Below are 18795 nucleotides of genomic sequence, written 5' to 3' on the forward strand. Positions count from 1 at the left end.
ATTGTCACATTGGGCTGCGATATTCCGACCAAGTTGGAACAGGACGCAACCATGACCACGCCATCCCTCGAAACCACTGCCAAGGCACTGAACGAGACGCTCGAAGGCCTGGATTTCGCCGGCCGGCTGGCTCTTGTCGCAAGCCTTGAAGGGCAGGCCGTCTTCACGACCTCGCTCGGCATCGAGGATCAGGTGATTACCGCGGCCATCGGCGAGAACAAGCTGTCCATCAATGTCGCGACACTGGAGACCGGGCGCCTGTTCAACGAGACGGTCGCCCTGATCGACAAGACCGAGGAAACCTACGGGATCCTGATCAAGCGCTACCATCCGGAGCAGGCCGACGTCGACGCCTACGCGGCGCGCTATGGCCTCAACGGCTTTTACGAGAGCGTCGAGGCCCGGCATGCCTGTTGTGACGTGCGCAAGCTAAAGCCGCTTGCGCGCGCGCTCGAAGGGGCAACCTTCTGGATCACCGGCCTGCGCCGCGGCCAGTCGGGCAATCGCGCGTCGACCCCGTTCGCGGAAGCCGATCTCGAACGCGGCCTCATCAAGATCAACCCGCTGGCCGACTGGGACATCGAAACCATCCGCGCTTACGTCGCCGCCAATGCCGTTCCGGTCAACCCGCTGCACGCCCGCGGCTATCCGTCGATCGGCTGCGAGCCCTGCACCCGCGCCATCAAGCCCGGCGAGCCGGAGCGCGCCGGCCGCTGGTGGTGGGAGAACGACGAGAAGCGCGAATGTGGTCTGCACGTTCCGGAAGCTGCCGCCAGTTCCATCATCCCGAATTCGAGCAGCGCCGCCTGAGGCTGGCGCGCCCCTCTGAAGACAAATCCTCCCGGAGACTGAAATGCCCCATATCCATCCGGAAACGGAACTGCACAATCCGCAGAGCGCCAAGCCGCCGCTCGATCCGCATCTGAAGGCACTCGAGAACGAAGCGATCCACATCTTCCGCGAAGTGGCCGCCGAGTTCGAACGCCCGGTCATGCTCTACTCGATCGGCAAGGACTCCTCGGTGCTGCTGCACCTCGCCCGTAAGGCCTTCTATCCCGGCCGCGTGCCCTTCCCGCTGTTGCACGTCAACACCGGCTGGAAGTTTGCCGAGATGATCACGTTTCGCAACGAGATCGTCGAGCGCTACGACCTCGACCTGATCGAGCACATCAACCCGCGCGGTGCATCCGAGAACGTCACGCCCTTCACCCACGGTTCGGCGCTCTATACCGACATCATGAAGACCGAGGCGCTGCGCCAGGCGCTCGACGCCGGCCAGTTCGACGCGGCCTTCGGCGGCGCGCGGCGCGACGAGGAAGCAAGCCGTGCCAAGGAACGCATCTACTCGTTCCGCACGCCGGATCATCGCTGGGATCCGCGCAACCAGCGTCCGGAACTCTGGAACGTCTATAACGGCATGATCCGCAAGGGCGAAAGCGTGCGCGCCTTCCCGCTCTCCAACTGGACCGAAGTCGACATCTGGCGCTACATCCAGGCAGAAGAGATTCCGATCGTGCCGCTTTACTTCGCTGAGAAGCGCCCGATCGTCGAACGCGACGGCATGATGATCCTTGCCGAAGACCCGCGCCTCGAACTGCTTCCGGGCGAAACCAAGCGCGAGGAAGTGATCCGCTTCCGCACCCTCGGCTGCTTCCCGCTGACCGGCGCCATCCGCTCCAGCGCGACGACGCTCGACGACATCATCTCCGAACTCGAAACCGCGACCGTATCCGAACGCCAGGGCCGCGCCATCGACCGCGACCAGTCCGGCTCGATGGAAAAGAAAAAACGCGAAGGATATTTCTGATGACTGCTCCCGCAACCGCGAATGCCGTTGAGCACGTTGCTGCCGGCGAGGTTCTGGCCTTCCCGGCGCAGGAGCCGGCGCGCGCCACGCGTGACAGCCGCCCGCTTCGCCTGATCACCTGCGGCTCGGTTGACGACGGCAAGTCGACGCTGATCGGTCGCCTGCTCTGGGACACCAAGGCGGTCAAGGAAGACCAGGCCGCGACGCTCCAGCGCGATTCCAACGGCAAGCAGAACGATCTCGGCCTGCCCGACTTCGCGCTGCTCCTCGATGGCCTGCAGGCCGAGCGCGAACAGGGCATCACCATTGATGTCGCCTATCGCTATTTCTCGACCGACAAGCGCTCCTTCATCGTCGCCGACACGCCCGGCCACGAGCAATATACCCGCAACATGGCAACGGGCGCCTCGACCGCCGACCTCGCCGTGCTGCTCGTCGACGCCCGCGTCGGCCTGCTCGAACAGACCCGCCGGCACGCGACGATCGCGACGCTGATGGGCATCAAGCAGTTCGTGCTGGCGGTCAACAAGATCGACCTGACCGACTACGATCGCGCCCGCTTCGAAGAGATCAACCACGAGTTCCGGGAACTGGCATTGTCGCTTGGCGTGCGCCAGGTCACCTCTATTCCCGTCTCCGCTCTGAAGGGCGAGAATGTCGTCTATGACGGTCGCGCCTCCATGCCCTGGTATGACGGCCCGACGCTGATCGAGGTGCTGGAACTGGCAACCACCCGTTCGGCCCAGACCGTCGGCTTCCGCCTGCCGGTGCAGCGCGTCTCGCGGCCCGGCGAAAGCTTCCGCGGCTATCAGGGCACGGTTGCCGGCGGCTCGGTGAAACCGGGCGACAGCGTCGTCATCCTGCCCTCCGGCATGGTGGCCAACGTCACCAAGATCGTCACCTTCGACCTCGTGCGCAACGCCGCCGTTGCCGGCGACGCGATCACGCTCGTGCTCGACCGCCAGGTGGACGTGTCGCGCGGCGACATGATCGTGGCGATCGACAGCCAGCCGCTGACCGGCCTTGCCTTCGATGCCCAGCTCGTTGCCCTGCAGCCGGAAGGCATCCAGCCGGGCAAGCGCTACTGGCTGAAGAGCGGCAGCCGCCGCCAGCGCGTCCAGATCCAGCCGGCAAGCCAGCTCGACCTTCAGACCGGCAAGTGGAACCATGCCGAGCAGCTGCCGATGAACGCCATCGGCAAGGTGCATCTCGCCTTCGACGAACAGGCGATCTTCGACACCTACGAGCAGAACCGCACCACCGGCGCCTTCATCCTGATCGACCCGGACACCAACAACACGGTGGCTGGCGGCATGATTACGGCCAAGCGCTCGGCACTCGGCGGCATCCACACGGAAGACGCCCGCGTCATCCTCTCGCTGCCGGCGGACCTCGCCGACCAGCTGATGGCGACCGAACTCTTCGCGGGCCGCCGCGAGGAGGCCGAAGTCCGACGCGTAAGCGCCGGCAAGGCGGTCGAGATCATCGACGATATCGACGGCTGATCGACAGCCGCAGCACAAAAAAAGGGGCCCGACCAAGGCCCCTTTTTCGTTGCTGAAACCGCGGTTGCTACCGGTCGATTTGGACCTTTTCAAACAAGTCTGTCGCCCTATCTCCCTGGCGCATGGGAGAAGCACCATGAAAACGGAACATCAAGGCGAGGATGCGAGGCAAAAAGGATTTCGCGGGCGTATGGTATCGATCGAAGCATTTGCCCGGAAGTATCGGCTCGATGCGGAGGAAGCCGAGCGACTGGAGAGCCAGTTCGGTCCGGTTGCCGGCGAAATCGACCTGCTGCAGGCGGCCAGGCGCAACGGCATGCCGGAGGAGTGAACTCCTGCCGGCATTCATCATCAAAGCTGCTGCTCGATCGCCGGCAGAACCATCGTCAACGGCGCCGGTTCGGCGTGCTGCCAAAGCTGATAGCCGACGACGCTGCCAAGTATGGCTGTCCATATGGCGATCTCGCGAAAGGTGAGTATCGGTTCCTTCAACATCTGAGCCTCTCAGGCAAGAACAAGTGTTGATAGAAATATCGCCCTGATTGTTCACGTTGATAAGACATCATTCCGTGAACACGTCGTTTCAAAGTGAACAATAAAGCTGCGTATTGCTGGTGCAAGCGTGATCCGGCGCTGTTGGATCTGCTCCCTGCGGGAGGCTCTCCGACGCCCTGAAGCCGGCACCGTCCCAAAACGGGACAGGGCTGGCAATCGCTTCACCTTGACCCGAAATCGCACAGATCGCACCTTTTCATCCGTCTCCGCATTCGTAAGTTGGCGCGTCGATCATGAGGATCGATAGGGCTGTTTCACCGTTCCTGGACGTTGTGGGACAGTCCGCCTGACCGTGGACCGGCAGCAAGGTTCCTGCCCGGCATGCGCAGTCATCCCTGGCCTCTCCCCCGCCACAGCGCCCCATGTATGCGGCGTATCGATGGACAGAACCGACCTCTCCGGCGTATCTGGACGACTTTCGCGCAACGATGCGCCGAATCAGGGAGACGAAAAGGTGAGCACGGACAAGCAACCGGAAACCACCGTGAAGGTCGAGAAACGCATCAACGGCAAATGGTGCTTCGTCATCAAATATCGCGGCGTCACCTATCCCGCCCAGGGCAATTTCACGTCGATGCTGCAAGCGCAGGCCGCTGCCCAATCGACGCTAAAGACGCTCGAAAGGCAGGGCTGACAAGCGGGCGGAGCGTTGCCGTATCGATGATGGAAACGCTCTCCTGCCGGTGCCTGTCCGTTGCGCCCGCCTGGTCCTTACTCGACTGCGGAGCGGATGATGTTGCAGAGCCCCTCCTGCACCACCTGTTTGGTGGTCACCTGCCCCACCTGAATATCGAACATCGCATCAACCCGCGTGCCTGAACCGCGCTTGCGGGCAACGACGCGCAGCGTCTGCAGCCGTCCGGAGCCGGCGGTATCCTGATAGGCTTCGATGGTCCCGAGCGACTTGTTGATCTCGATTCCCGAAAATCCTTCCGCCGCGACACCCCGCGCCATCCGCTGCAAGGCGGCCTCGGGCTTCAGCTTCGGAAACTCCTGCCAGGTCTTGTAATAGACGGGCGTCACCAGCGGCACGCCCGAAGCCTTGAAATTCTTCTCGCAGCTCTGCGCCGCCGCCACCGAATGGCCGGCCAGAAGCAGAACCGCTGCAATCGATAGATGCTTGATCGACATTCCCGTTCCTCGTCGTCATTGATCGAATGACGGGAACCTAGAACCTTCGCCTTCGCGCAGACAGGCCACGCGCGCCCGAATGCACGGCTATTCGACCAACGGCTTGAAGGGAGCGACGAACGGCTAAGATGGAGGATGAGCGGGCGTAAAGATGGACGCCGGAACAGGCGCGCAAAGCGCAAGCGCATACGGTGCGGCGCCGAGCGGTATGCACGGGAATGATCGGGTAAAGGATTGATTTGGCTGGTCGGAGTGGCAAGATTCGAACTTGCGACCCCCACGTCCCGAACGGAGGAGGCTTCGCGAAAACCCATGTTTTCCGGGCTATGCGATCCCCCTCCGTTCTATTCTGTTCTCATTCTGTCCATCGAAACGGTCCGCAAACGGTCCGCAAACGGCCGAATTTCGGGAAAACGTATCGAACGCTCGACCCCGTCATTACGGCAGGCCTAAGAAACTGGTAGATTAGCCACTGCCGGCTCTTTGCCGTCCATAATCACTACCTCCCCAACTTCCTTCCCCACCCCGCCGGCGACCGTATAAGTCAGGTCAACACGCACAATCGGAAACGCTGAAAAGACCTCACGGACTTCTGGTCGGTCGTTGAGCGAGATCATGAAGCGCCCCTTGATGGTTGCCAACCGATCCGCCATCTCTGCAAACCGCGCGCGGTTAAAGGCACCCTTGCCATAGTCACCCTCATTGCCGAAGTATGGCGGGTCCAGGTAGAAGAGTACGCCCTGCCGGTCGTATCTCTCGATGAAGTCCCGCCAGTCGAGGTTCTCGATCACCACGCCACTCAAGCGCTCATGCACTTCCTCCAAGACGATGCCGAGCCGGCCGATGTTGAACCTGGCCGGTCCGCTCGTATCGACACCGAACGTCCTTCCGGTGATCTTGCCGCCGAACGCCAGACGCTGAAGATAAAGGAAGCGCGCGGCGCGTTCGAGATCCGTCAACGTCGACGGATCGGTCGCCGCGAGCCGCTCAAACTCGCGGCGAGACGTGAGCTGGAACTTTATCACCTCCATGAATTGCGGGTAGTGCCGCTGCAGGATGCGAAAGAGTGTGATTACGTCGCCGGAGCGATCGTTGATGACTTCCGCCTTCGGGATCAGCGATCGGCGCAGAAACACGCCACCCATGCCGACGAATGGCTCGGCATAGAGCGAATGCGGAATCTGCTCGATCATCGAGGCGATGCGCGCCGCGAGTTGCTTCTTGCCGCCGAGGTAAGCCGCCGGCGGGGACACGGGCCGAACGGCCGTGAACTGAAAACTGTCTTGCATTGTCGAGGACCATTTTTTCTGGCACACCGCCGAGCGCCTGCGCAGGCAGCGGGTGTGGCAATGATCCGTTAGGATTGCCGGGCGGGAACGACGCCAATCAGCTCCGCCGTTGCAGCCTCAGGGCTGCGACCACCCGTGGCCGGGCAGCCAAAGGCCGGAGGGCAGATGCTCTCCGGCCAATCTTAGAAATGGCGCCCCTGTTGGCACCGACTTAAATTGGTAGCGCGGGACTGTCTCACGCCATCCCCCCGGATTTCATTCGGGCGTTTTGCGGCCTAATTGTCCACGCCATGTTGATGAGAACCTTGCGACTCTACTTTCAACCATTGATTGGATCAGGTAAGGACTCGCGTCGACACACCTTAGCTGCGAGGGACGACAAGCATGACAATCACTTTCGATGTGAGAACACCTAGCGGCAAGCAAGCAATGGCCGTCGAGGAAGGCACGTCGACGTTTTTCGTCGGCGCCAACGGAAGCGGGAAGACACGACTGGCAGCGGAGATAGAGGAAGCCCTGGGTGAACGAGCGCATCGGATAGCTGCGCACCGTGCGCTTACCCTTAACGCTGACGTGCCCAAGGTCAGCGAAGGGCAAGCGCTCAAAACCCTGAGATACGGTACCTATTTTGATGGCGTAAGCATCCACCATAGGCCAGGCAGCCGCTATGGAAGTAACGCGGCGACACATCTCCTAAATGACTTCGACGCGCTGCTGCAGACACTATTTGCCGAGCAATCCAATACCGCCCTTGTTACGCATAAGAGTGTCCGCGCCGGTGGCGCAACATCGGCCGAGCCCACAAAGTTCGAGAGACTGGCAGATATCTGGGACCGAGTCCTCCCGCACAGAAAACTTAAAATAACCGGCGACAATGTTCTCGTGCAGGTCGCAGGTACGGGCGCAGAGTACAGTGGCCGAGATATGAGCGACGGCGAACGAGCGGCGTTTTACCTCTTGGGACAAGCGCTCGTAGCCGCACCGGATAGTCTGCTAATTTTTGACGAACCAGAACTGCATCTTCATCGATCGATCCTGGGTAAGCTGTGGAGTGAGATCGAGGCCGCGCGACCAGATTGCGGCTTTATAGTCATTACACACGATCTTGAATTTGCGACTGGGCAAGTCGCCACTTTGTATGTTCTTCGGGCCTATGATCCAGCGACCGGGTGGGTGATCGAACCTGTTCCTGAGAGCGGATTCGATGAAGAAACAGCCACACTCATATTGGGAAGTCGCCGTCCTATTCTCTTCGTGGAAGGAGGGGAATCGAGCCTCGATCTCGCGATTTATAGGGCCTGCTATCCGACCTGGACAATTCTGCCTAGGGGCGGGTGCGCAAACGTGATCCACTCCGTCGCGACGATGAGAGCAAACGCTTCCCTGACAAGGATCACGTGCGCGGGTATCGTCGACGCGGATGACTATTCTGAGAGCGACAAAACGTCTCTGGAAAAGCTTGGCATTGCGGTACTGCCGGTGGCCGAGATCGAGAACCTATTCTTGCTGCCTACGGTTCTTGAGGCGATTGGAAAAATTGAGGAACTGCCCAGAGATGAGATCGCGCGCCGTACAAAGGCCCTCGTCGACGAAATCCTCAATGCCACTGGGGACAAGGTCGTAGCGAAAGCAATTGCGCGCTACCTGCGAAGACGCATCGACCGCGCAGTTAAGGCGCTTGACTTCACAGACATGGAAACCGTTGACGAGATAGCAGCTGCTTTCGAGAAGAACACCAAGGAACTGGACATCCAAGAGATAGCGAAAGTGCATGCCGACCGCATTCGTGGCGCGATCGAAAAAAAGGATCTGGCCGAGATCGCCAAGTGGCTTGACGAGAAGTTTATGTTGACCTTTGTCGGCAAACAGTTCCGCAACACTAACAAGAGCGAGTTTGAAGCGTGGATAGCGAGAAAGGTGGGGAGTACCAATACGCCGGAACTGCGCGACGCTCTACAATCCGTTTTGCCGAAAATTAAGGCTCTATAGCTGACCGTGAGGACCTTCGACATGGCGCCCCATGCCGAAGCAAGGTAAGCGCCCAAAATCAAACGCCTGCCGTTTTGCGGGACACGCTGGCAGAACGTCGTTTTGTTATCTTTTTTGCCGCTGATGTCTCACGCTCTGCGACATTTTGCGGGAAGTGCCGAAACAGCGACGGGAACACGATCAAGGTTTGGCAAGCGCGAACGCTAAAGGCGTTCAGCTTGACATCGTAACAGCGTTGATTAACGCTTTTGGTTGCGTCATCTTTTTTTAGGTAACGACACTTTGCAGCCTCAACGCAAAATACCAGCGGCAATCAAAAAACTGCTGATCGATAAGGCGGGGAGCAAGTGCGCTAACCCTGGATGCCCAAACCGCCGCCTAGAGATCCATCACATCCGAGCGTGGGCAGTGTACAAAGCGCATGACGCCGAACACATGATCGCGGTTTGCCCCGCGTGCCATGATGATATTCATCATGGCCGTCTGAAAGCGTCAGATCAGACACTCTACACTTGGAAGGGCATCCAACGACCAAAGAATTCAGATGACGCTTTTCTCTATGTCGAGCCGTCTTCTGTATTGAGGCTATTGACGGGTAGTTTCCACGTTGCGTCAGAGCGCGACAATGTTTCAGTGTTTAACTTGAGTAAGTTCAGCAAGCTTAGCATCAGGGTACTTGACGGAGATATATTGCAAGTGTCGGCTCGGCACCAGGACGCTGCGGGAAACCAGATCCTACGGATCGTCGAAAACAACGTCAGGCGAGAGATCCACGATAATGAGATCCGCCTCGATTTCAGACCAGGACGGATTGCCGCGTCGGCTCCAAAACGACAGCCCTATCTCCCGGGCTGGTTGCTTTCACAATGGAGTGAAATTGGCCGCAAAGACAGTACATTTTCACAGACGGACGACCGAGCGCATATTCTTGACATAGAGGTCGTCAAGCCCGGCACGGTAAGAGTAAAGGGAATTTGGGCGAACAATGACGAAGCTATGGTGCTAACCCAAGAGTCCTTTTTCATGTGTGCGCGTGGCCGCAAGCCAATGCGCCTGTCCGGTCCAGGGCCTGACAAGAGTGGCATCACGTGGTGCGGTCCAGAAGGCGGCACATTGTTCGGGTTCAGGTAAAAATCAGCGCCGCAACTGTCCCTCGCGTTGCCCCGCCTCGATCCGCTGAAGGATTTCCCGAGTGACACGCATGTCGGTCGCCAGGCTATTTAGCGTATTTTCGACAGCTCGCATCGAGGTCGCCGCCTCGGCGGCTTGTTTCTCGACAGAGGTGATGCGGAGCTCGTGCGTGTCGAGCTGCCGGATTGTCGCCTCTAGGGCGGTTACCCGCTTGTCCAGCTTGTCGAGTGACTGAGCATGAGCATCCTGGTTGCCGCTGACACGTTCCCATGTCGCACCCCACGCGACCAGCCCGCCGGCGAAGCCGAGCAGAATGACCACGGTATTTAGGTTCCATTCCCACTTCCAGGCTGGTGCTCGAACGCTGACCATCTCTTCGTTCCCGTTGCTCACCCTTTGCCCCTCGATGCAAATTGCTGATCATCGCGCAGCGTCGTGAGCGCTGCATTCTTCCTTCGTCCAGATGCGGGCGCCGCATATCCCCGCGACTGTGTCGTCGATCCTGTCCTGGTCGGACGGCGTCGCGCCGCGCGCGCCGATAAGCGAAGTCCCGACGACTGCCCTAGCCGCCAGGTTGAGTTGCTCTTTCGACGCATTGACCCGTGCCGTTGAGGTACAGCCAGCCCCGCTCAAGACAAAGGCGGCGATTAACGCGAGCGCGATCCGCTGCATTGGTTAGTTCTCCGATTGCTTTCGTGGTGGCGGCCTGGGCTTCGACGCGCTCCGCCGCCCTGCCCTGTTCCCTCGCGGCAGGCAGCAGCCAGACGCCGTTGACCGTCTGCATGGCGAGGAAGACGATAAGGCCACCGACCACTCCCCCGGCGGCCAACTGGATCTTCAACATCACGCTCCCTCGATCGCCGTCTTGATGTCGCGAACGGCCGCGATGATCTGATGCCGCAGCACCAGGCCGACGCCGATCGCGACGAGGCCAACGCCGCCGATCGCAAGCACCGTCTGCCAGTTGGCGCCAGCAAGCGCGGAAATCCCCGTGCCGGCCGCCGACGCACCACCGAAGAGCCAGCCCCAAAGGTTCGTCTTCTTCTTCACTTCGGTCTCGACGGCAGGCGGCACGATGGTTTCTGTGACAGGCGCCACCTTCACTTCCGGTTTGTCAGCCTCGCCGGGCACCAGCGCGACGAGGCGCTTATGCAAAGCCGCGCGCGTCTTCGGTCCCACATCGCCGTCGACATCGAGGCGATTGTCCGCCTGGAATTGCCTGATGTTGTCCGGCCGGTAGCCGAGAACGACCAGCGCCAGGCGCGCGAACCTGTCGACGCGATCGGCAAAACCGTTCTTGCCACCGTTGATCTTCTTCGTGATCGTCTCGACGTCGCCCTGGTCGGCCCATCGGTTAAGGTCGCGTTCGCTCCAATAGAAGATCGGCACGAGCCCTTCCCACGGATCGCGGTTGACGGCGTCCGGGTCGTCAACGAAGTCCGGGCAATCGAGCCCCTGCCGCTGGCACCAATCGCGGAAGAGCCCGTAATTGTACTTGCCGGTCAGTTGCATGGCTGTGCGGCCCGCATACTTCTTTCCGTCGCCGTCGCGCTCAGGCGTGTTACCGAGATTGGTGCGGGTATCGTAGCGCTGCTGCGCCGGCGTCGGTCCCCAAAGCTCGCGATCGAACCGGAAGTCCGCACTTTCGTGCCCGAGCTGGGCAAAGTAGTGCACCAGGCGATGCGGCTTATCGAGCCCGAACATGTCGCCGTAACGATCAAGCGCGACCAGGACGGATTTCAGGTTGGCATCATTGACCGGCGCTTTCGCGGCCATGCGAATTTGTTGCGCCGAGATTGCGCTCATCTGAGACTCCTGATTTTTTCTGAGAACGAAAGATTAGACCGCGACGCTAGGCGGGACACGCGTCATTCCGAGGGGAGGTTTAGGTAATGCCGATGAACGACTTTCTTCAGAACGTCTTAAAGCCCTGCCTGAAATTCCACTCGCAGATCATTTCGAGAACAATCGAAGATATCAAACTCTCTGACACGATATCGGCTGGGCAAGACGCCGCCATAAGCGCCTTCCATTTCACGGAGATCTTCCCTGACTTCAAGTGGACGGATGCAATCGCTAAGGAACTCCAGAGCAAACTCGGCGACGTTGCCAACACCAAGAAGCACCGGATTAGAAAAGACCCAAAGCTGCAGATTGAGATAACGGCTGGAATTGCTTTCGAGTTTATCGAAGACAAATCCATCCGATACCACCGAAAATATATTGTGGCTTCAAACCAACGTTTTGGGTCATTCGACCTTTACGATACCATCGCTGCATACCTTCCCATCCTCGCAGCAAAAGTCGGTTGGAAGCTGGGGGATTTGCCTAAGATCGTTCACGACGAGGGCTTTGCACCATACGTTGTCTTGGAGGTGCCCGATGCGTTTCTACTTGAGGGATTTCATCTGACATTGCTCCAGAAAAACGACGAGGGTGAAATGATCCCCACGGACCATCCCTTTTTCGCGGGTATCTTTCCAAGAACAAACGAAATTGGGCGCGTCGCGGTCATCGGTCTGACAGGCGAGAGCGGTCAGCTCCGACACCCCCTTCCCTTAGGTTTGGACGAGCCAGAAGCGTACGTCTTTGTTGGCAGGCAAAGCTAGGCACCGCGACCTAATGGGTCAGTTCCGAAAGGGGCTGGCAGATGCAACCAAAGATAAGTTACTCTTATCGGGATGGAGCACCTGCATGAGAAACGACATTACGATCGCCGCAATTGCCAAAAATGAGGCTCGATACCTTTCTGAATGGATCGCGTATCATCTTGCGATCGGTGTTTCACGGATTTTGGTCTACAGCAACGACACTGAGGACCTACAGGAAGAATTCTTGGAGCGGATATCTCGGTCGGACCAGCGTATCGCCTGGATACGTTGGCCATCCAGAGAAGGCATATCCCCCCAAGTCTCCGCCTATCAAGATGCACTCGATAAAGCTTCGACCGAGTGGATCAGCTTTATAGACATCGACGAATTTATCGTTCCACTAGCGGCCAACACTTTGCCGGCCTGGCTGATGACAGTTCCGGACGACGTGTCGACCGTTCACATCAACTGGGCCGGCTTCGGATCAGGCGGGAGACAGTCAGCAGACTATCCTTTAGTTACCCGAGCGTTCTCCGCCGCCGCACTGCGTGACTGGGACAACAATCGACATTTCAAGTCAATCGGCCGCCGCACCCGAGTTACGCGAGTAGCGGTGCACAACATCGTCGCGGATGGTCGACGCTGCCTGTCGGATTTCTCGGATTTTGAGACACTGGTAGATGGTGCATCCCTACGTGTTTGCCACGACGGCATTCAGATTAATCACTATCAGTGTAAAACCTTCGCCGAATTTCGGCTTAGGATGCGGCGAGGCGATGCAAATGTGCCCATTGGACACCCCGGCAAGCCAAGAGATGATAGTTTTTCTCGTTTTGCCCAGCTGGATCAGAACCAGTGTGTAGACACCGCTATTCGCCGGTTTGACGCCGTAGTTGATAGGGAATTACGGCGCCAAATCATGACGCCGCACCATCCCTATTTCTTTGCCTATTCCGCCGCCGAGAGAATCTTTGATCAATGGCAAACGCGGCGAAGCGTCACGACGCCGGATTTTCAATCGCTTCGGTGAAGGCGATGATATCGGCGTGAGCAATGGTCCAACTGACATCTTTCACGCGGGCTAGGACAAAAGCATGCTCCGCATCTTCCAGTTCGATGGCCGTCGCATCTGCCGGCGCTTCATCAAGCTTGTCCAAAACCTTCACCGCGGCGCGGACTTCCGAAATGGAGTAGCCCGTGCTTTTCGGCCCGTCAGCAATAATCGTGCGCAACTGATCTCTGGCATTGAAAATCGACAATACCGGGAATTTAACAGTCTTCATCTCAAGTCCTTTTCTTAGGGTAGTGGAACGCCGTTTCTGAAGACGTTGCCGGTGATGTAGAGATTGCCGTTGTCGGCGAAGCGGAACGCTTGTCCCGTGTTCGTTTCGTAGACGAGGTAGCCAGATTGATATCGGAGTGAGCGATTATGGCCCCCAGCAGTGTTGCCATCGAACGCGATCCGCTGGTTTTCAGCCATAAACAGGACTGGCTTAGTGAAGGTGGCTGCAGACGTGTCGAAACCAATTTCGTACGAACCCGGCCCACTGACCTCCATAAGCCGGTCAACAATCACATTCGCTTGGTTGTGGCCGATCAAGAAACCGCGTCCAAAGTGGAGCGGGTTGCCCGCACTTGGCGTCTCGTTCGTTCCAACTCCGAAGGCGAGCTGAATTCCGACGCGTGCCCTGTTGGTGTCGCCGCCGCCCGTAGGTAGGCAATAGTTGTCGATCTCTACCGCAACCCGGCCCAAGGTCGGGTTCGGCACACCTTGCCGATCATCGATGTTGAGGTTCGAGGACCACGTTCTGCCGACTTCAACAGCTTCATTATCGATGAACGTCGTGGCATTGAAGGCGAGGTTCTGCGCAGCGGAAGTCTTGGCAGTCTTGTTGTGGAACTCGACCTTGTGCGCCCACTCGTATCCAGCGCCGGTGGGTGCGGACGTGGCAAGAACCCACAAAGCGCTATACGTGAAGGTATCAATGCCGCCTGACCCGTCAATGACGTGGCGATCGACGCGAAGTGTGGACTGGCTGTCGAAGCTTGGCTTTTTGTTCCAAATAAACCAGTTCGAATTGTCGAGGCCAGGCGTCCCACTTGATTGAACGCTGGCGCTGAGGTTCGGCAATCCAGCATCCATCGCCGCAAACTTGCTCGATACCGACCCCGCGCCGTGCGTGATCTGAGCAGAGGTGTAGTCTCCGGATGCCGCACTGACACCGCCGGTCCGACCAAACACCGATGAAACCGCCGAGGCGCTTGGTATCTTCTGCCAGACCGTGCCGTTGAAGCGGATCGTGTCTCCGACCGCCCAAGAGGCGGTGCCATTGATGTTCGTCGTGCCGGCCGTGCCGACGATGTAATAGTCACCATTGGTGCCCGTGCTTGAGACAATCGTCGGGCTGTTGGTGTTCGCGTTCCAGACACCCTTGTAAGACCCCGTCGCCATGTCCGAGAGCAGCGCAACTTGAGCGCCGGCGACCGTCGGCCGCACTTCGAAGTTGGCAACGCCGGTTGTCCGGTTGACGCTCAACGTCACCGTGGAAACGGCAGAGTCGCTGACGCGCACCAGGTCCAGGTTATCCGACGCGTTGTTCTGGAGGCGCCACCTGTCCGCGCCGCCGCTGGCGAAGTTGATCCGCTTGGGCTGGCCAGCATCGCCGTTAATGAACAAAAGGGTTTGGCCGGAGCCGGTACGGCTGACAGTCACTCCAGAAAGCGAAGGGTTCGTATTCGGCTGAACGGCACTATCCGCTTTGGCGAGGGACGCGATGGACGCCCCACTGAGCGCGAAGCTTCTGTCGGCGGAAAGATCGCCGCCGCCCGTCAGGCCCGCCCCTGCGGTCAGGGTGCGCGAGGCAATCAGCGACGCGCTTGCCGCAGCTGCGGCCGCACTTGCAGCAGCCGCGTTTGCGCTGTTGGACGCCGCAAAAGCACTGTTTGCGGCAGCCGTCGCGCTTCCCGCGGCCGCCGTCGCGGCCGCCTCGGCGCCTGCGAGAACTGCGCTACTCGCCTGGTCGCTGACGAGCCGAAACGTTGCACCAGACACAATGCCGAGAATGATCATGCCCGCTTTCAAGCCAGCGGCCGCAACATTTCCGCCGCTGTTCGTCTTGATCGTCAGCGCGGCGCCGCCGTTGAAGGATACGGTCACCGGCGAGGCCGTGTTCGCCTCAAAGATATTCATCCAGATCAGCGCCGAGCTGCTGACCGGGATGCTCGTGGTCGCCTGGATGGCGTTCGCCGTGCCGGCGCCGGCGTCGGACGCGACAATGAACGAATACGGCAGGTCGCCCATGCGCACCCACGAACCCGAGCCGGAGGCACCGATCTTGCGGTAAACGCCATTGTTGCCAACGACGACATCGCCGATCACCCACGCCATCTGATTGGCGTTGTAGGTAAGCGCCGCATCCATCGCCGACTTGCTCGGAAACACGATGCCGCCGCCCGCCTGGAAGGCGAGAAAGCCCCGCTCTACCTCCGTGCCCCAGACCTGCGCGTCCTGAGGCACGATCTCCCGCGGGTTTCCAGCAATGTCATAGGGCGCAAAGGTATCGTTCGCCGTCTTCGTGAACATTCAATTCTCCGATTTTTGACTGGTATCGCTGGAGGCCCAGACTGGAGGCTTCAGGTCAGCTGTTGTCCCAAACGTCCAGCGTATAGGTGCGCGGGTTGCCATCGACGCCACCCGTGGTCCGGGTGACCAGCCGCCACTGGACAGTGTGTTGAGGACCAAACATGTTCGAATAGCTGTTGTTGAACGTCAGATCCTGCCCCGGAAGGGCATTCTGCTCGCTGATCGTCACCCAGCCGCCGTACCCGCTGCCGGTGTTCACTCGGCGATCGAGACGGATCGATGCGCACCACAGCTCCAAGGCTTCGACCACGACATCGAGTGTACCGACACCAGTGCTGCCGCCGGTCGTGCCACCGGAAAGCACGATCGGCTGTCCGCAGGGCGTGTTGTCGACAGCAACGGTCATGTGCAGCAACGGCGAGAAGTAGCTCCCGTCGTCACCATTGAAGATGCGAACACGTGCATCGATTTCGCTGCCGAAGACGTCGGCCGGCGCATAGGCGAAGTTGAACTGTTCCGTCATGCCCAGCCAGGTGCCGGGCAAGCCACCAGAATAAACGCGATAGTTCGCCTCGACCGCGGTGCGCGGCACGCCGGGAAGTGCGTAGGCAACCCGGATTTCCTTGGCGCCGCCGACCGGGTATGTGATCTGGATCGCAGCCGTCGGCGCCCCTGGTGTCGGCAAGGTGCTTTCGTATTCCATTTCCGGTATCTGGTCTGGAGCGGCCGCCTCGTCTGTCGCCGGGTTCCATAGTTCGAGTGCGGGCCAGACGGCAAAAGGAACCTCGACCATGCCGCGACTGTCGTCGACGCGCGGCGGCGAGAACCTGACCTTCTCGACGTCGCCGAGATCCGGTAGCTCAACCTCACCATAGAAGGTGCCCCAGGCCGCAAGCCCTGCCATGTTCGTCTGGGCGACACCGGTATCGCCGCGCGCCAGCAAGAACCGGCGACGGGCGATGCGTTGCGCCTGGCTGGCCGAAGGGCAGAACGACAGCTCCACATCGAAATATTTCGGGCCGTAGCGCGTCACCTCGTCATCAATGCGCGCCCACGCGATGCCGGTCATGTCGATGTCGGCGATCTCATAATTGCGTTCCGGCGAAAAGTAGGAGATCCGGCAGATGTTCGGCCGCTCCACCGCTTCAGGCCCGGATGCCCAGTCGAGATCGACGATATCGCGGGGTCCAAGGCGGAGTTCGGAAACGGGGTCATCGTCGATCAGCTCGAACCAGATCTTGCCGGCCGCCGTCATCCGGATCTCGGCGCCGACCGAATCCAGCATGTCCTGCAGGGTGTCGCGCCGCGCGCCTTCCCAAGCCCACATTCCGCCGATGCGCGCACGCTTCTCAGTGCCGGTTTTCGTGGCAACGTTGACGTCAGCCTTCACGGCCTGCGTCACGATCAACGGCCAGTCGAAACGATCGGAGACAAAAGCGGGATCACGCCGCAACACATGCGCCAGCCCGAGAATGCCGTTCTCGCTCCACTTCCAGGTCGCGGGATTGTTCGCATCCTGCGTTTCGTCGCGCGGATCGAAAACGAGGGAAGCGCGCGCCACCCATTCCGTATCTGGCACGCCACCCTGATAAAGCGTCAGGTACTTCGGCTCGGTCAGCCCCGGATTGAAGAAGGTCACCAGCGATTGCGCGATGCCGCGCACCCGATGTGCCGAGGTCCAGAGCGTCGGAAAGGCCGCTGTGAGAGCCGGCCATGCCGTCTCCGCGCCCGTCCCCTTCTTATCCTCCCACCGCATCCAAGAGCCGCCGGGTGTCGCCCACGGCGGTGACGAGATTTTGCCGTCCGGATCGACGGTCACCTCGCGTCCGCCGACGAAATAGGCTTCCACCGCATCAATCGGTCCTTGCAGTCGGCAGACGAGCCGCCACCTGGTCGAGCCATCCGTATTGCCGAAGGCCTTCAGACCGCCGACCCGCACGCGCCCGAGCCCCTCGATCACGGAGCTTTCGCCAGTCTCGAACGTGCTCTTCGCATCGGCCGCCTTGACTTTGCCCGTCTGGCGCTGACGGCCGAGCAACTGCGCACCGGCAACGGCGCCGACGACGAGCGCATTCGCGGCAATGGTCGCGATCGTGCCCGTCAATGCGGCCGGGATCGCCGTGCTCGAAAGCAGGAAACCCCAGATCGGCGTGATCAACGCAGCCGGCGCGGCATGGGCATGCGCCGTCATCGCGGCATAGGCGACGCCGGCAAGAAGAGCAGATCGTTTGAATGTCATCGGATAGACCAGGACCGGACGATACGGCGAGGAACAAGGAAGCGCGTGCCTTTCTCGGCACGCCACGCAAAGTATTCGCCGGCAAGGAAGATCCCGCCGACCTGACCGAAACGGCCAGTATCGATAATGCCCACGTCACCAACGTCAGGGTCGCCCGTCTCGCGAAGGCCCCGCGTCGCCAGGGCATCGCGCCAAAGCGCGTCGAGCGAGCCGGCCTCGGCAATCAGTGCATAGGCTTCATCAGCGCTATGCCACGGCGGCATTGGCACCGGCTCACCGGTCACTTTCGCCACCCATCCTGCCGACCAGGACGAGCAGTCAGAGACGCCCCATTCAACCGGTGCATCGTTGGCGGCCTCGATGTAGGCGCGAAGCTCGGCATCGATGTCGATCATGCGCGGATGATCTCCTGTACCTTGACGCCGACGAATCCCAGACCCTTGTCACCCGGATGTCGCGCCTGCTGGTCGGCCGGGCTCCATTTGCCGCCGAAGGGATAGTTCTGCGAATGCCAGAGGCTTTCGATGGTGATCGAGACCGTGCGCGCCCCGAGCCCCGACCAGCGAATCTTCGGCGCCGAGAGGTAGCCTGGAAACAGCTTCTTCAGCCCCGAGGCCCAGACCTCCTGCGTCTCCTGGTCGAAGGCGCACCAATAAACGTCCGCAACGCGTCCCTCGATCTCACGTCCCAGATCCTTGACCGAACGGAGGAAATCGAGGTTCACGCCGGCAATGACGACATCGACCTTTGCCGCCTGACCGAAGCGCGGATCTTCGACGGCGCTGATCGAAACGAGCTGCCGGCCGAGCGGATCAGAAATACCGGACCATTCGAAACCACCTATGCTCTTCCGGCCGACGCCGTTGTGCAGTCTCCAGCGCCCATCCGGCAGGTCGAGATCGGCGAACCAGGCGCGCGCGATGTGCGGCTGGCGCAGAAACGCCAGCTCGTCTTCAGAAAACGAACCCGCCATGA

21 protein-coding genes are annotated in these 18795 nt (G+C 60.0%); 9 read left to right on the top strand and 12 right to left on the bottom strand.

Annotated features, from left to right (window positions below; all coding sequences use genetic code 11):
• The first annotated feature begins 51 nt into the window (after positions 1–51).
• The 4 genes from V7S54_RS00780 to V7S54_RS00795 all read left to right on the top strand — a co-directional run bounded on the left by V7S54_RS00780 (position 52) and on the right by V7S54_RS00795 (position 3643).
• A complete protein-coding gene (locus tag V7S54_RS00780) occupies positions 52–810 on the top strand; it encodes a phosphoadenylyl-sulfate reductase (protein WP_065372584.1) in 759 nt (252 codons plus the stop codon).
• A gap of 43 nt (positions 811–853) precedes the next feature.
• Positions 854–1807 carry a sulfate adenylyltransferase subunit CysD gene (gene cysD, locus V7S54_RS00785; RefSeq protein WP_065372585.1) on the top strand — a complete coding sequence of 318 codons (954 nt, stop codon included), beginning with the start codon at positions 854–856 and terminating at the stop codon, positions 1805–1807.
• Positions 1807–3312: a sulfate adenylyltransferase subunit CysN gene (cysN, locus tag V7S54_RS00790; protein WP_065372586.1), complete on the top strand. Its 1506-nt coding sequence runs from the start codon at positions 1807–1809 to the stop codon at positions 3310–3312. The genes cysD and cysN overlap by 1 nt, the downstream gene beginning before the upstream one ends.
• Positions 3313–3448: 136 nt before the next feature.
• The gene (locus tag V7S54_RS00795; protein ID WP_065372587.1) at positions 3449–3643 is read left to right on the top strand and encodes a hypothetical protein; all 195 of its coding nucleotides are present in this window, start codon (positions 3449–3451) and stop codon (positions 3641–3643) included.
• 20 nt (positions 3644–3663) lie between these two features.
• On the opposite strand, the gene V7S54_RS00800 is transcribed toward V7S54_RS00795, so the two are convergent.
• Complete coding sequence (locus V7S54_RS00800) at positions 3664–3807, bottom strand: hypothetical protein (RefSeq protein ID WP_176707513.1); 144 nt, start codon at positions 3805–3807, stop codon at positions 3664–3666.
• Positions 3808–4321: 514 nt separating this feature from the next.
• Between V7S54_RS00800 and V7S54_RS00805 the strand changes: the two genes are divergently transcribed.
• The gene (locus V7S54_RS00805) at positions 4322–4501 is read left to right on the top strand and encodes a hypothetical protein (protein WP_065372825.1); all 180 of its coding nucleotides are present in this window, start codon (positions 4322–4324) and stop codon (positions 4499–4501) included.
• Positions 4502–4578: 77 nt separating this feature from the next.
• Here the strand turns inward: V7S54_RS00805 and V7S54_RS00810 are convergent, their stop codons facing one another.
• Both V7S54_RS00810 and V7S54_RS00815 read right to left on the bottom strand, forming a co-directional pair.
• Complete coding sequence (locus V7S54_RS00810) at positions 4579–4992, bottom strand: hypothetical protein (RefSeq protein WP_065372826.1); 414 nt, start codon at positions 4990–4992, stop codon at positions 4579–4581.
• Between the two features lie 455 nt (positions 4993–5447).
• The gene (locus tag V7S54_RS00815; RefSeq protein ID WP_336407963.1) at positions 5448–6287 is read right to left on the bottom strand and encodes a DNA adenine methylase; all 840 of its coding nucleotides are present in this window, start codon (positions 6285–6287) and stop codon (positions 5448–5450) included.
• Positions 6288–6671: 384 nt separating this feature from the next.
• Between V7S54_RS00815 and V7S54_RS00820 the strand changes: the two genes are divergently transcribed.
• Together V7S54_RS00820 and V7S54_RS00825 are read left to right on the top strand one after the other, a co-directional pair.
• Positions 6672–8276 (top strand): AAA family ATPase, encoded by a 1605-nt coding sequence (locus V7S54_RS00820; RefSeq protein ID WP_336407964.1) that lies wholly within the window; start codon positions 6672–6674, stop codon positions 8274–8276.
• Positions 8277–8558: 282 nt separating this feature from the next.
• Positions 8559–9407, top strand: coding sequence for an HNH endonuclease signature motif containing protein (locus tag V7S54_RS00825; protein ID WP_336407965.1), 849 nt, complete (start codon positions 8559–8561; stop codon positions 9405–9407).
• Positions 9408–9410: 3 nt separating this feature from the next.
• Here V7S54_RS00825 and V7S54_RS00830 read toward each other — a convergent pair whose 3' ends face one another.
• From V7S54_RS00830 to V7S54_RS00845, 4 genes are read right to left on the bottom strand one after another with little or no spacing between them, the layout of a single operon-like run.
• Positions 9411–9779 carry a hypothetical protein gene (locus tag V7S54_RS00830; RefSeq protein ID WP_336408058.1) on the bottom strand — a complete coding sequence of 123 codons (369 nt, stop codon included), beginning with the start codon at positions 9777–9779 and terminating at the stop codon, positions 9411–9413.
• Positions 9780–9827: 48 nt separating this feature from the next.
• Positions 9828–10079, bottom strand: a complete 252-nt coding sequence (locus V7S54_RS00835; protein WP_336407966.1) for a hypothetical protein — start codon at positions 10077–10079, stop codon at positions 9828–9830.
• The gene (locus V7S54_RS00840) at positions 9970–10251 is read right to left on the bottom strand and encodes a hypothetical protein (RefSeq protein WP_336407967.1); all 282 of its coding nucleotides are present in this window, start codon (positions 10249–10251) and stop codon (positions 9970–9972) included. The genes V7S54_RS00835 and V7S54_RS00840 overlap by 110 nt, the downstream gene beginning before the upstream one ends.
• Positions 10251–11213, bottom strand: a complete 963-nt coding sequence (locus V7S54_RS00845; protein ID WP_336407968.1) for a peptidoglycan-binding protein — start codon at positions 11211–11213, stop codon at positions 10251–10253. Before V7S54_RS00845 ends, V7S54_RS00840 begins: the two co-directional genes overlap by 1 nt.
• A 92-nt stretch (positions 11214–11305) precedes the next feature.
• Between V7S54_RS00845 and V7S54_RS00850 the strand changes: the two genes are divergently transcribed.
• Positions 11306–12016, top strand: a complete 711-nt coding sequence (locus tag V7S54_RS00850; protein WP_336407969.1) for a hypothetical protein — start codon at positions 11306–11308, stop codon at positions 12014–12016.
• A gap of 85 nt (positions 12017–12101) precedes the next feature.
• Positions 12102–13028 carry a glycosyltransferase family 2 protein gene (locus V7S54_RS00855; RefSeq protein ID WP_336407970.1) on the top strand — a complete coding sequence of 309 codons (927 nt, stop codon included), beginning with the start codon at positions 12102–12104 and terminating at the stop codon, positions 13026–13028.
• Here V7S54_RS00855 and V7S54_RS00860 read toward each other — a convergent pair.
• Genes V7S54_RS00860 through V7S54_RS00880 form a run of 5 tightly spaced genes read right to left on the bottom strand, consistent with a single transcriptional unit; the run spans position 12997 to position 18793 of the window.
• On the bottom strand, positions 12997–13281 hold the full coding sequence (locus V7S54_RS00860; RefSeq protein ID WP_336407971.1) for a hypothetical protein: 285 nt from the start codon (positions 13279–13281) through the stop codon (positions 12997–12999). The genes V7S54_RS00855 and V7S54_RS00860 overlap by 32 nt on opposite strands.
• Positions 13282–13295: 14 nt before the next feature.
• Entirely contained in the window at positions 13296–15581 is a 2286-nt protein-coding gene (locus V7S54_RS00865) for a hypothetical protein (protein ID WP_336407972.1), read from the bottom strand.
• A 55-nt stretch (positions 15582–15636) separates the two neighbouring features.
• Positions 15637–17820 carry a hypothetical protein gene (locus tag V7S54_RS00870; protein WP_336407973.1) on the bottom strand — a complete coding sequence of 728 codons (2184 nt, stop codon included), beginning with the start codon at positions 17818–17820 and terminating at the stop codon, positions 15637–15639.
• Positions 17817–18215 carry a DUF6950 family protein gene (locus tag V7S54_RS00875; protein WP_336407974.1) on the bottom strand — a complete coding sequence of 133 codons (399 nt, stop codon included), beginning with the start codon at positions 18213–18215 and terminating at the stop codon, positions 17817–17819. The genes V7S54_RS00870 and V7S54_RS00875 overlap by 4 nt, the downstream gene beginning before the upstream one ends.
• Positions 18212–18793 (bottom strand): transcriptional regulator, encoded by a 582-nt coding sequence (locus tag V7S54_RS00880; RefSeq protein ID WP_336407975.1) that lies wholly within the window; start codon positions 18791–18793, stop codon positions 18212–18214. Before V7S54_RS00880 ends, V7S54_RS00875 begins: the two co-directional genes overlap by 4 nt.
• Positions 18794–18795 lie beyond the last annotated feature (2 nt).

It is taken from the genome of Ensifer sp. CCNWLY38 (genome assembly GCF_037120565.1).
GTDB lineage: Bacteria > Pseudomonadota > Alphaproteobacteria > Rhizobiales > Rhizobiaceae > Ensifer > Ensifer adhaerens_H.